Raw genomic sequence first — 12663 nt, 5'->3', positions numbered from 1 at the left:
TCAGACGGTCTCCTTTGGGTCGGGTTGATCTGGCATGTGGCGGGACAGGTAAAACGCCTGGGCGATCACGAACGCAATCGTCAGGCCCATCATACCGAAGAGTTTGAAGTTGACCCAGATCTCCTCGCCGGCCTGGGCGGCGTTGCACAGCGCGAGCAGGTGGTCGGCATAGACCGCCGCGCAGGTGGAGAGATCGATGGCGGCATCGCCGGTGGCGCCGATCAGTGTCTGCTGGGCCGCGTAGAAACCACTCCAGACATAGACCACGAACAGATTGGCGAAGCCAAGCAGGACGAAGAAGACCGTCCACATCAGGTTGAGACGCGACCAGATGACCGTCGGCAGGTCGATGGCGTGCCCCATCATGCGTTCGATCAGGGTGCGCTGGCCGATCAGCTGACTGCCAAGAAAGGCGATCGCAAAGAGCCAGTTGACCAGGGTTGGTTTCCACATCACAAAAATCGGGTCGTGCAGCGCGATGGTCAGTCCACCGAAGAAGACCAGCAGTCCGAGTGTCACCAGATGCATGGTCTCGACACGCCGGTGACGCAGCCAGAACCAGCCGACCTGAGCCGCCGAGGCGACAATCGCCACCCCGGTGGCGACATAGATGCCGGCCAGTTTGTAGGCAATGAAGAATAAAAGAATGGGGAAGAAATCGATCAGGAGCTTCATGTGTCGGGTTCTCTGCGCTGGAACGCGCTGGCGAGGTCGCGAAGCGGCAGGAGCATAAGACCTGTGGCCGGTCGCGGTAAAGACTCGTGTTTTCAGATGTAGATCAGATGGGGACAATGACCTGCCCGCCTGTTATCGTTGCGCGCGTTTCTGGGCTGTTTACATTCTGGGGGAATCGCGGTGGAACTGATCTCGACGTGGGTGAATACCTTGAACGGTCTCGTCTGGGGACCGCCGATGCTGGTGCTGATCTTGGGCGTCGGGTTTTTCCTGATGCTGGGGCTGCGCCTGATGCCGCTGCTGAAACTCGGTTTCGGCTTTCGCATGCTCTGGCAGGGACGCAAACAGCAGGGGGCCGGCGACATCACGCCGTACAAGGCGCTGATGACGGTCCTTTCGGCCACCGTGGGCACCGGTAACATCGCGGGGGTGGCGACCGCGATCTTTCTCGGCGGGCCGGGCGCGCTCTTCTGGATGTGGTGTACCGCGCTGGTCGGCATGGCGACCAAATACGCCGAAGCCGTGCTGGCCATGCACTATCGCGAGGTGGATGGCCAGGGCAACCACCTGGGCGGCCCCATGTATTACATCAAGCTCGGTCTGGGCCAGAAATGGCTGTGGATGGCGACCGCCTTTGCCCTGTTCGGGGTGCTGGCCGGATTCGGCATCGGCAACACGGTGCAGGCCAATTCGGTCGCGCACGCCGCGCAAACCACCTTCGGCGTTCCACTGTGGGTCAGCGGTGTGGCGATGGCGGTCTTTGCCGGGCTGGTGCTGCTCGGCGGCATCCGACGTATCGGCGACGTGTCGGCGGCGCTCGTACCTTTTATGGCAGTAGTCTATGTCGGTGGCGGTCTGGTGATTCTGGCAATGAATCTGGATCAGATCGGCCCGGCGCTGGAACTGATCGTCGTCCAGGCATTCAATCCCACGGCGGCGGCTGGCGGTTTCGCTGGCGCAACCATCGCGGCGGCGATTCAGTTCGGTGTGGCGCGCGGCATCTTCTCCAACGAGGCCGGACTCGGCAGCGCGCCGATTGCCCATGCCGCCGCGCAATCCAACGACCCGGTGGCGCAGGGCACGGTGGCCATGATTGGCACCTTCATCGATACACTGGTGATCTGCACCATCACCGGACTGGTGATCGTCGTCTCCGGCGCCTGGACCTCGGGCCTGACCGGCGCCGCGCTCTCCACTGCCGCCTTTGAGCAGAGTCTGCCCGGTTTTGGTTCCTACATTGTCGCCATCGGACTCGTTCTCTTCGCCTTCACCACGATCCTGGGCTGGAGCGTCTATGGCGAGCGCTGCGCCGAATATCTGTTCGGCGAACGTATCATCATGCCATTCCGCGTGCTCTGGGTGCTGATGATCCCCGTTGGCGCGCTGGCCAAGCTGGACTTCATCTGGCTGGTGGCGGACACGCTCAACGCACTCATGGCGCTGCCGAATCTGGTCGCGCTGCTGCTGCTGAGTCCGGTGGTGTTCCGCTTGACGCGGGAGTATTTCGCACGACCGGCGCAGTAATGTGCTGAAGACGCTGGCGCACCAGGGCGCTTAAGGCGATGCTTCAGGGGCAGGTTGAGAGGCGTCCCGGCTCTTCCAGGGCCAGATTTCAGGGCGTGATTCAACCTGCCCGCCGCAGGTCAGGACACATTCCTCACGCTGGGTCGCGCAAATCCCCATATCTGCGCCCTGGCAGGGCACGGGTTGCAGGCACTGGCGCCCCTTGGCAGCGATGCAGGCGGCATGATCGTCGCTGATCTGCTTGAAATCCTGCTGGCATTGCGTTTCGCGCAGCCGCTGGCGCTGCTCGCACTGGCTGTAGGGCAGATCACAGCGAGCAACGCACTCCTGTCCTGGAACGTCCGTGGGTGGGATCACTGTCTGTCGGGCGGATGGCAGCGCCTGACAGCCGGTCAGCATGGCGAATAAAACGGTTGCGATCAGAAAGACATAAAGCTGGGTGGAAGAAGGCATCGGGAACATCGGATCGGTCTCCATCGAGAAATGGCGCACACTCTACCATACCCGCCCTCGCGCTCGCGGCCTTGACGCCACCGGGGCGGCATGCTAAACGCCATTTCAAGCGGGCATCGCGGTCTTTATGACGTGACCGGCAATCCGCCTGGAGCCTGATGTTCGATCTGAACTGTCAGGATTCGATTCCGCGCCAGCGGGCGCATGCAAACTGGAGCATCAACCATGAGCAAAGGCGAAGACAAAAAGAAGGAAACGAAGAAAGCGCCGCTGAAAAGCATGAAAGAGAAAAAGGCCGAGAAAAAGGCCAAAAAAGAGAATCAGAAATAAAGCGCGCCCTGCCGTGACGCATCCTGTTATCTGCCGTCTTGCGCTGTCGATCCTGCTGTTCGCCAGCGGGCTGATTGGTGCGGCGGCGCAGACGGCAGCACCTCAGATCGAACCGGCGCCCGCATCTGCCGGGACCATGCCCGCAACGCCCAGGCCAAAGCCAAAACCGGTTCAGGTCGTCGAGGTCAAGGCTGAACTCGAACGGCTGATGTCGCGTCATGGCTTCGAGGCACGCGGCATCGAGCAGACCGCCGACGCCAGGGCGCGTGTCGAGGGCGGCAACCTGCTCACGCGCCTGCACGCCCTGCTGGAGAATTTCGATCATGTCATCGTGACCGCCCCGAACAACCGGATCGAGCGTGTGATCATCCTCGGCGAAAAGGTGGCCTATGTTCCACCACCGATGGTGGTCGAAGGCGATGGCAAGAGCCAGTCCAGCGCCAGCGACACCGGCGAAGTCGTCCTCTCGACGCAGCGCAAGGGATCTGCACATATCGTCAACATCACCCTTGAAGGCCCCAACAAGCAGCGCGTGCAGCAATCCCTGCTCATCGATACCGGCGCCGACCAGGTGGTGCTGCCGGCATCGCTGATCGGGTCGCTTGGCCTGGCAGCGGATGGTCTGCGCAGTCAACAGGTGCAGACGGCCAATGGGGCGGTCGAGGCGCGCATCGGCACGCTCGTCGCGATCTGGCTGGGCGAGCGGCGCATCGCCGATGTCGATGCGGCCTTCATTGAGGATTCGCTGCTCGGCGGTCAGGCGCTGCTCGGCATGAATGTGCTGGGCCGCTTTCAGATGACGATCGATGATGAAAACAGCCGCCTGACGCTGGTCTCGAAGTGAACTGCCGCGCCCCTGCCAACGCCGGACAAGACGCAGCTCGCTGCGCACCAGCGGCTCGGGATCGGGGACGGCAGCAGCAGGCCGTCATTGGCGAAATGGCGATTGAAGAGGTCCGACAGCGCGGTCAGCTCTGATCGCTCACCTCGTGCCGGCAATCGATAGAGTCCGGCGACTGATCAGATCGAGCGTGCCGGATTCAGCTATCAGGCGTCAGAGCCCCGCCAGTCCCCGCGCCAGATCGGTCTGGATGTCGGCGCCCTCCTCCAGCCCGACCGCAACCCGGATCAGCCCCTCGCCGATGCCGGCAGTCGCGCGGTCTTCCGGGCTCAGGCGTCCGTGGGTCGTGGTCGCCGGATGGGTGATGGTGGTCTTGACATCGCCGAGATTGGCGGTGATGGACAACAGCCGGGTGGAGTCGATCACGCGCCAGGCCGCTTCGCGACCGCCGCGCACATCGAAGGCGACGATACCGCCGCCATTGCGCTGTTGCGTGCCGAGCAGATGATGCTGCGGATGCTCAGGCAGGCCGGGATAATAAACCCGCTCGACCGCTGGCTGGGCCAGCAGCCAGTCGGCCAGTTGCGCCGCGCCCCGCGCGTGCGCCTGCATCCGCAGATCGAGCGTTTCGAGCCCCTTGAGAAAGACCCAGGCATTGAATGGACTGAGCGTGGGACCAGCGGTCCGCAGCACGCCATAAACCTCTTCGCCCACCAGCTTGTGATCGCCGACCACGGCCCCGCCGACGCAGCGGCCCTGACCGTCGAGATATTTGGTCGCCGAATGGATGACCAGATCGGCACCCAGCTCCAGTGGACGTTGCAGCGCCGGGGTGCAGAAACAGTTGTCCACCGCCAGCAGACAACCATGACGATGGGCAATGTCAGCCAGGCGGCGCAGGTCGACCATTTCGGTCAGCGGATTCGATGGCGTCTCGCAGAACAGCAGCCGGGTGCGCGGATGAATCGCGGCCTCCCAGGCGCCGGGATCGCTCAACGGCACATAGTCGGTCTCGATGCCAAAACGCGCCAGATATTTGTTGAACAGCAGCGTGGTGCTGCCGAACAGACTGCGCGACGAGAGAATGCGGTCGCCCGTCTTCAGCAGACCCATGCAGACCGCCAGGATGGCCGCCATGCCGGAGGCGGTCGCCACGCAGCGTTCGCCGCTCTCCAGCGAGGCCAGACGCTCCTCGAAGGCGCGCACCGTGGGATTGGTGAAGCGCGAATAGATGTTGCCCGACTGCTCGCCAGCAAAGCGCGCCGCCGCCTCGGCGGCGCTGGCGAAGACGAAACTGGAGGTGGTGAAGATCGGCTCGCCGTGCTCGCCCTCGGGCGTCCGCTGATGCCCGGTGCGAATGGCGCGGGTGGCGAAGCCGCCGATCCCGCCGGTTGCCTCGCCGGACTCGGGGGATAACTCAGTCGCTGTTGTAGAGATCAATGGCGCTCTCGCTGCACGGAAAACGGCTCTCCTTGGCGCTGTCGTTACGCCGGGCTTCGAGCGCCTGGAGATACTCAGGTGTGACATCCCCGGTCACATAATGACCATCGAAGACCGAGGTATCGAAACGATCGACATGACTCTTGCCCTTTTTCTGGACGGCCTCGATCAGATCGTCGAGATCCTGAAAAATCAGTCTGTCGGCCCCCAATTCGCGCGCCACCTCGTCTTCGGTGCGACCGTGGGCGATGAGCTCACTGGCCGCCGGCATGTCGATGCCATAGACGTTCGGATAGCGCACCGGCGGCGCGGCGGAGGCGAAATAGACCCGGTGCGCGCCGGCATCGCGGGCCATCTGGATAATCTGCTGCGAGGTGGTGCCGCGCACGATGGAATCGTCCACCAGCAGGACGTTCTTCCTGCGGAATTCCAGCTCAATGGCGTTGAGCTTCTGCCGCACCGATTTCTTGCGCACCTTCTGCCCCGGCATGATGAAGGTGCGACCGATATAGCGGTTCTTGATGAAGCCCTCGGCATAGGGAACGCCCAGATGATTGGCCAGTTGCAGGGCGGCGGTGCGGCTGGTGTCCGGGATCGGGATCACCACATCGATATCGTGATTGGACCACTCGCGCTTGATCTTGGCCGCCAGCTTTTTGCCCATGCGCGAACGGGCCTTGTGCACCGAGATGTTGTCGATGATCGAATCCGGGCGGGCGAAATAGACGAACTCGAAGATGCAGGGCGAGAGCACCGGCTGCGCGGCGCACTGGCGGGTATGGATCATGCCATCGACCGTGATCAGCACCGTTTCGCCGGGCGCGACATCGGCGATGATCTGGAAGCCGATGGTGTCGAGCGCCACACTCTCCGAGGCGATCATGTACTCGGTACCTTCGGGGGTCTCGCGGCGACCATAGACCAGCGGACGGATCCCGTTGGGATCGCGAAAGCCGAACAGGCCAAAACCGGGGATCATGGCGACTGCAGCATAACCGCCCAGACAGCGCCGATGCACCCCGGCGACGGCGCGGAAGACATCCTGCTCGTCGATGCGCAGCTTGCCCTGGATCTGCAACTCGTGGGCGAAGATGTTGAGCAGGACTTCGGAATCGGATTCGGTATTGAGATGACGCAGATCATCGACGAAGAGATCGCGCTTGAGGTCTTCGGCATTGGTCAGGTTGCCGTTATGCGCCAGCACGATGCCATAGGGCGAGTTGACATAGAAAGGCTGCGCCTCAGCCGAACCGGCGGCCCCGGCGGTAGGATAGCGCACATGACCGACCCCCATGTTGCCGGGCAACTGGATCATGTGGCGCGTTTGGAACACATCCCGCGCCAGACCCTTGTCCTTGCGCAGATAGAGTCTGTCGCCCTGACAGGTGACGATCCCGGCGGCATCCTGGCCGCGATGCTGCAAGACCAGCAGCGCATCGTAAAGTGACTGATTGACCGGACTGTGGCCGACGATTCCAACGATTCCGCACATGGATGGGATACCCGCCCGCGCGCCGCGAAGAATCGGCGCAGATGATTGAGAGCCGATCAAGGTAACTCAGAATCCCGGTTGCCTTCAACCCGAGTCAACCGCTGTCCGACCACCTTCAGCAGTTTCGTGTCGATCATGCTGCTTCAGTCAGGCCAGCGCGCCCGTTGCGGCGCGCTGGCCTGCGTCTCATCAGCCGCCGGCCATCATCATATTGAGCATCAGCTTGTTCAGCCGTCCGACGAAACCAGCCGGATCGTCAAGCTGACCGCCTTCGGCCAGTTGTGCCTGATCGAAGAGGATCATGCCGAGATCGCCGAAGCGCCCTTCGTCCGTTTCGGACTCCAGACGCCTGACCAGCGGATGATCCAGATTGACCTCCAGGGTTGGTTTGGTCTCGGGTGCGCTCTGACCGACGGCCTTGAGCACCCGCGCCAGATTGGCGCTCATGTCGTCCGCCCCGACCACCAGACAGGCGGGTGAATCGACCAGCCGGGTACTGGGACGCACCGCCTCGACCCGCTCGCCGAGCGCGGTCTTGAGACGCTCCAGCAGGGTGCCATGCTCGGCGGCGGCCTTTTCCCTGGTTTCCTGCTCGTCCTTGTCGGCCAGTTCGCCCAGATCCAGATCGCCCTTGGCCACCGACTGAAGCGGCTTGTCCTTGTACTCGGTCAGATGGCTGACCAGCCATTCGTCGACCCGATCCGACAGCAGCAGGACCTCGACGCCCTTCTTGCGGAAGACCTCCAGATGCGGGCTGAAACGGGCCGCTGCCGGACTGTCGGCGGTAATGTAATAGATCTTGTCCTGACCCTCCTTCATGCGCCCGAGATAGTCGTCGAAGGAGACGCGCTGGGCATTGTCCTCGCTGTGGGTCGAGGCAAAACGCAGCAGACTGGCGATCTTCTCGCGGTTGGCGAAATCTTCAGCCGGACCTTCCTTGATCACCTTGCCGAATTCGTCCCAGAAGCTGGCATATTTCTCCGGCTCCTCGGTCGCCAGGGTTTCCAGCAGACCCAGTACGCGCTTGGTATTGGCCTGACGGATGGTATCGATCTTGCGGTTGTGCTGGAGGATCTCGCGCGAGACGTTCAGCGGCAGGTCGTCGGAGTCCACCACGCCCTTGACGAAGCGCAGATAGTGCGGCATCAGCTTGTCGGCCTCGTCCATGATGAAGACACGCTTCACATAGAGCTTGACGCCGTGTTTCTGCTCGCGGTCGAAGAGATCCCAGGGCGCCTTGCTCGGGACATAGAGCAGCGCGGTATATTCGTTGGTGCCCTCGACCCGGTTGTGGGCATGGGCCAGCGGCGGCTGGAAGTCGTGCGAGACGTGCTTGTAGAAGTCGTTGTATTCCTCGTCGGTGATCTCCGACTTGCTGCGCATCCACAGCGCGGTGCCGCGATTGACCTGCTCGAATTCGGGCGGCTCGCCCTTTTTCTGCTCGGCCTCTTCGCCGTAAAGTTCCTTGGCCATCTCGACCGGCAGGGCGATGTGGTCGGAGAACTTGCCGATGATGGAACGCACCCGCCAGCTATCCAGAAACTCCTTTTCGTCCTCTTTCAGATGGAGGATGACATCGGTGCCGCGACCGGCCTTCTCGACCGTCTCCAGCGTATAGCTGCCACGACCATCGGACTCCCAGCGCACGCCATGTTCGGCGCCCAGACCGGCGCGACGCGAGATCAGCGTGACCCTGTCGGCGACGATATAGGCGGAATAAAAGCCGACGCCGAACTGGCCGATCAGCTTGCTGTCCTTGGCCTGATCGCCGGACATGCTCTCGATGAAACGGCGGGTGCCAGAACTGGCGATGCTGCCGATGGTCTCCATCACCTCCTGGCGGCCCAGACCGATGCCGTTGTCCGAGATGGTGAGCGTGCCGGCCTCGCGGTCGGCCGTGACCCGAATCCGCAGCTCGCTGTCGCCTTCGTAAAGTCCATCGTCGCTCAGCGCCTCGAAGCGGAGCTTTTCCGCCGCATCCGAGGCATTCGAGATCAGCTCGCGCAGAAAGATCTCCTTGTTCGAGTAGAGTGACCGGATCACCAGATCCAGCACCTGACTGACCTCGGCCTTGAATTCCAGTGTTTCCTTATGCGCTTCGACTGTCATCTTGCTTTGTGACCTTCTATCTGTATGGGTTGGGTTGAAACCGGCCCGGAAGTGGCTTCCGGGCCAATTCGGTATTGTCGCATGGGCGGCCTGGGGGGATACAATGCCAGACATTCATCACGGCGCGCCGGGAAAACCGTCATCCCACGCCGACACTCGCCCGCTTAGTGCAGGCAATCCGACCACAAGTCAAGGGTTTGAAGATGGAATCACAGGTTATCGCCACCACACCCATCGCGGGCCAGCGCCCCGGCACCTCCGGCCTGCGCAAGAAGGTCAAGGTCTTCCAGCAGCCGCACTACCTGGAAAATTTCGTCCAGTCGATCTTCGACACCCAGCCCGAACTCCAGGGCGGCGCACTGGTGGTCGGCGGCGATGGCCGTTATTACAACCGCGAGGCGATCCAGGTCATCCTGCGCATGGCCGCCGCCAATGGCGTGCGACAGGCGCGGGTCGGACGCGGCGGCATCTTCTCCACCCCGGCGGCCTCCTGCATTATCCGTCAGTACAAGACCCAGGGCGGCATCGTGCTCTCCGCCAGCCATAATCCGGGTGGCCCGGACGAAGACTTCGGCATCAAGTTCAATGCCGCCAACGGCGGGCCAGCGCCCGAGGCCATGACTGACGCGGTCTATGCCCGCACCCAGACCATCGACCGCTATCTGACCCTTGACACCCCGCCGCTTGATCTGGACCGGCTCGGCACCTTTGCGCTCGGCGGCATGGAGGTCATCGTCATGGACCCGGTCGCCGACTATGCCGCGCTGATGGAGTCGCTGTTCGATTTCAACGCCATCCATCAGTTGTTCAACTCCGGTCATTTCAGCATGCGTTTCGACGCCATGCACGCCGTCACCGGACCCTATGCCGTCGAGATCCTGGAAAACCGGCTCGGCGCGGCGCCCGGCACGGTCATGAACGGTCAGGCCAAGGAAGACTTCGGCGGCGGACATCCGGACCCCAATCTCGCCCATGCCCAAGAGCTGGTCGCGCTCACTCAGGGTCAGGACGGACTCGACTTCGGCGCCGCCTCCGATGGCGATGGCGACCGCAACATGATTCTCGGCAAGAATGTCTTCGTCACCCCGAGCGACAGTCTGGCGATCCTCGCCGCCAACGCACACCTGACGCCGGGCTATCAATCCGGCATTCGCGGTATCGCCCGCTCCATGCCCACCAGTCAGGCGGCTGACCGGGTCGCCGAACTCATGGGGGTGGAATGCTTCGAGACCCCCACCGGCTGGAAATTCTTCGGCAATCTGCTCGATGCCGGTCGCATCACGCTCTGCGGCGAGGAGAGTTTCGGCACCGGATCGGATCATCTGCGCGAAAAGGACGGGCTCTGGGCGGTCCTCTTCTGGCTCAACCTGCTGGCGGTGCGTCAGCAGCCGGTCGCCGAGATCGTCACCGAGCACTGGCGCCGCTTCGGTCGCAATTACTACACCCGGCATGACTACGAGGCGGTGGATCTGGCCGGCGCCGAGGGTCTGATGGATCATCTGCGCCATCTGCTGCCCGACCTGCCCGGCCAGACGCTGGGCGACCAGACCGTCCGTTACGCCGACGACTTCACCTACACCGACCCCATCGACGGCAGTTGCTCGCAACGCCAGGGCATCCGCATCGGTTTCGAGAGCGGCGCGCGGATCGTCTTCCGTCTCTCCGGCACCGGTACCGAGGGCGCGACCCTGCGGGTCTATCTGGAATATTACGAGCCCGATCCGGCGCGTCATCATCAGGACACCCAGGAGGCCATGCAGCCGCTGATCCGGATCGCCCGCGATCTGGCGCAGATCGAAGCCCGCACCGGACGCCGCGAGCCGGATGTCGTGACCTGACCATGGCATGGGATGGGACTGGCTTGAATCGCAAGATGGCGAATCCCAACCCCAGCCGCCGCTGGATGCGGTTTCTATCGATCTGTGCGGGCTTGACTGGCGTGACCGCCGTGCTGGCAGCCGACCCCATGCCTTACAGTCTGACCCTGGCACCGACCGGCAATGCCCGGATCGATCAGGCGGTCACCGATTCATCCCAGCTCGCCGGGTTGCGCGAGGAGGCACCGGTCGGCCCCTTCGCGCTCATCGCCCGCGCCGAGGCCGACGCGGCGCGCTTCGATGACGTGCTGCGCAGTTTCGGCTATTACGATGCGTCCATTCAGGTTCGCATCGCCGGGCTTGCCACCCGGGATCCGACTCTGCTTCCAATGCTCGAAAACCTGCCGTCGGCGCCGCCGGTCGCAGTGTCGGTCCAGATCGATCCGGGACCGCTTTATCAACTCGGGGTCGTGCGGCTCGACGGCCCCGTGCCCGAGGCTGCCAGGGCCGCTTTCCATCTCAAGCCCGGCGAGCCGGCGCGCGCAGCGGATGTGCTCGCCGCCGGTGCAGCGGTGCTGCGCGCCCTGCGCGAGGAAGGCTTTGCCCTGGCCACCCTCCCGCCACCCGATGCGGTGGTGGATCACGATACCCGCACCATGGATGTCGTCTATCTGGCCGATCCCGGTCCCCGGCTCAGTCTGGGAACCGTTTCGGTGCATGGACTCGACCGGCTGCGCGAGGATTATGTTCTGCGCCGCCTGGGTCTGACGCCGGGTGAGCCATACAGCCCGAGCCGTCTGGAAGCGGCGCGCCAGGATCTGCTGGCGGGTGGCGTGCTGGCCTGGGCGCGACTCACCCCGGACACCAAACCGGATGCGCAGGATCAGTTGCCGCTGACCCTGGAGGTCGCTGAACGTCCGCCGCGCGTGCTGCGCTTTGCCGGTGCCTATTCGACCGACGAGGGCGCGAGTCTCTCGACCTCCTGGATCCATCGCAACCTCTTTGGCCGGGCCGAGCAACTGACCGTGAAAGGCGAGATCGGACATCTGATCGAGAGCGCGCCGGAAGATCTCAGCTATCTCGCCAACGTCAGTCTGCGCATCCCCGATCTCTGGCTGCGCAATCTCGATCTGCGCCTGGATCTGGGCGGGGTCAAGGAAAGTCTCGATGCCTATGATCGCGAAGCCGTGACCGCTGGCGCGGCACTGGAGCGGCGCTTTTCTGCCGGACTCTCCGCCAGCGCCGGGCTGGCCTTCCAGCGTTCGCGGATCGTGCAGGACGGAACGGCGCGAAACTATCAACTGCTTTCGCTGCCCCTGACCCTGACTTACGACACCACCGACAACCCGCTGGATCCGCATCGGGGCCTGCGTCTCGGCTCCCAGGTCACGCCAACCCAGGTGCTGGAGGGCGACGGCTCGGGTTTCCTCGTCGCGCGTGTGGCCGGATCGACCTATCTCGATCTCACTCAGGGGCTGACCGGCAATCTGTTCGCCGGCTTGACCAGGGCAGGCGCGGCAGACAGCGATGCGCAGGAAGCCGATTCAGGGAGTCAAAGCGGACGCTCCATCCTCGCCGGTCGTTTCGCGCTGGGCAGCATCGTCGGCGCCGGCCCGGAAGCGGTGCCGCCGGACTGGCGCTTCTATTCCGGCGGGGGCGGCTCGGTGCGCGGTTATCCCTTCCAGTCCATCGGCCCCGAGACGGCATCCGGCTCGCCTGCTGGCGGCGACGGGCTGCTGGAGATGGCGCTCGAATGGCGCCAGCGATTCGGTGCCAACTGGGGCGCGGTCGCCTTTTCCGACGCTGGCATGGTGAGCGAAAACGGCATTCCCGGCACTGGCGCGCTGGCGGTCGGTGTCGGTCTCGGGGTGCGTTATTACACCCCCATCGGCCCGGTGCGGGTCGACGTCGCCACCCCGCTCAATCCCGACGACGGCGATTCGCCAGTGCAGCTTTATATTGGAATTGGACAGGCATTCTGA

10 protein-coding genes are annotated in these 12663 nt (G+C 63.4%); 5 read left to right on the top strand and 5 right to left on the bottom strand.

Annotated elements, in window-relative coordinates; translation table 11 throughout:
- A complete protein-coding gene (locus EDC35_RS13845) occupies positions 1 to 675 on the bottom strand; it encodes a septation protein A (RefSeq protein ID WP_132977843.1) in 675 nt (224 codons plus the stop codon).
- A 180-nt stretch (positions 676 to 855) separates the two neighbouring features.
- Between EDC35_RS13845 and EDC35_RS13840 the strand changes: the two genes are divergently transcribed.
- Positions 856 to 2199: an alanine/glycine:cation symporter family protein gene (locus tag EDC35_RS13840; RefSeq protein ID WP_132977842.1), complete on the top strand. Its 1344-nt coding sequence runs from the start codon at positions 856 to 858 to the stop codon at positions 2197 to 2199.
- Positions 2200 to 2229: 30 nt separating this feature from the next.
- On the opposite strand, the gene EDC35_RS13835 is transcribed toward EDC35_RS13840, so the two are convergent.
- The gene (locus tag EDC35_RS13835) at positions 2230 to 2652 is read right to left on the bottom strand and encodes a hypothetical protein (RefSeq protein WP_132977841.1); all 423 of its coding nucleotides are present in this window, start codon (positions 2650 to 2652) and stop codon (positions 2230 to 2232) included.
- A 158-nt stretch (positions 2653 to 2810) separates the two neighbouring features.
- Here EDC35_RS13835 and EDC35_RS18585 point away from each other — a divergent pair, with 158 nt between their 5' ends.
- Positions 2811 to 2999 carry a hypothetical protein gene (locus tag EDC35_RS18585; protein WP_165903433.1) on the top strand — a complete coding sequence of 63 codons (189 nt, stop codon included), beginning with the start codon at positions 2811 to 2813 and terminating at the stop codon, positions 2997 to 2999.
- A complete protein-coding gene (locus tag EDC35_RS13830; protein ID WP_243651672.1) occupies positions 2996 to 3826 on the top strand; it encodes a retropepsin-like aspartic protease in 831 nt (276 codons plus the stop codon). Before EDC35_RS18585 ends, EDC35_RS13830 begins: the two co-directional genes overlap by 4 nt.
- Before the next feature lie 210 nt (positions 3827 to 4036).
- On the opposite strand, the gene EDC35_RS13825 is transcribed toward EDC35_RS13830, so the two are convergent.
- From EDC35_RS13825 to htpG, 3 genes are all read right to left on the bottom strand, one after another.
- The gene (locus tag EDC35_RS13825) at positions 4037 to 5260 is read right to left on the bottom strand and encodes an O-succinylhomoserine sulfhydrylase (protein WP_243651685.1); all 1224 of its coding nucleotides are present in this window, start codon (positions 5258 to 5260) and stop codon (positions 4037 to 4039) included.
- Positions 5241 to 6755, bottom strand: coding sequence for an amidophosphoribosyltransferase (purF, locus tag EDC35_RS13820; protein WP_132977839.1), 1515 nt, complete (start codon positions 6753 to 6755; stop codon positions 5241 to 5243). The genes EDC35_RS13825 and purF overlap by 20 nt, the downstream gene beginning before the upstream one ends.
- Positions 6756 to 6944: 189 nt before the next feature.
- A complete protein-coding gene (gene htpG / locus EDC35_RS13815; RefSeq protein WP_132977838.1) occupies positions 6945 to 8864 on the bottom strand; it encodes a molecular chaperone HtpG in 1920 nt (639 codons plus the stop codon).
- 203 nt (positions 8865 to 9067) lie between these two features.
- On the opposite strand from htpG, the gene EDC35_RS13810 reads away from it, so the two are divergent.
- Together EDC35_RS13810 and EDC35_RS13805 are read left to right on the top strand one after the other, a co-directional pair.
- A complete protein-coding gene (locus EDC35_RS13810) occupies positions 9068 to 10702 on the top strand; it encodes an alpha-D-glucose phosphate-specific phosphoglucomutase (RefSeq protein ID WP_132977837.1) in 1635 nt (544 codons plus the stop codon).
- 35 nt (positions 10703 to 10737) lie between these two features.
- A complete protein-coding gene (locus tag EDC35_RS13805) occupies positions 10738 to 12663 on the top strand; it encodes an autotransporter assembly complex protein TamA (protein ID WP_132977836.1) in 1926 nt (641 codons plus the stop codon).

Source organism: Thiobaca trueperi, from assembly GCF_004342175.1.
Taxonomy (GTDB): Bacteria; Pseudomonadota; Gammaproteobacteria; order Chromatiales; family Chromatiaceae; genus Thiobaca; species Thiobaca trueperi.
Note: the sequence above shows the minus strand (reverse complement) of the source record. Positions and strands in the feature narration are given on the sequence as shown.

Excerpts from the sequence above, each read along its gene's own strand:
- EDC35_RS13845 (WP_132977843.1), bottom strand. The coding sequence starts at position 675 with ATGAAGCTCCTGATCGATTTCTTCCCCATTCTTTTATTCTTCATTGCC.
- EDC35_RS13835 (WP_132977841.1), bottom strand. The coding sequence starts at position 2,652 with ATGCCTTCTTCCACCCAGCTTTATGTCTTTCTGATCGCAACCGTTTTA.
- EDC35_RS18585 (WP_165903433.1), top strand. The coding sequence starts at position 2,811 with ATGTTCGATCTGAACTGTCAGGATTCGATTCCGCGCCAGCGGGCGCAT.
- purF (WP_132977839.1), bottom strand. The coding sequence starts at position 6,755 with ATGTGCGGAATCGTTGGAATCGTCGGCCACAGTCCGGTCAATCAGTCA.
- htpG (WP_132977838.1), bottom strand. The coding sequence starts at position 8,864 with ATGACAGTCGAAGCGCATAAGGAAACACTGGAATTCAAGGCCGAGGTC.
- EDC35_RS13810 (WP_132977837.1), top strand. The coding sequence starts at position 9,068 with ATGGAATCACAGGTTATCGCCACCACACCCATCGCGGGCCAGCGCCCC.
- EDC35_RS13805 (WP_132977836.1), top strand. The coding sequence starts at position 10,738 with ATGGCGAATCCCAACCCCAGCCGCCGCTGGATGCGGTTTCTATCGATC.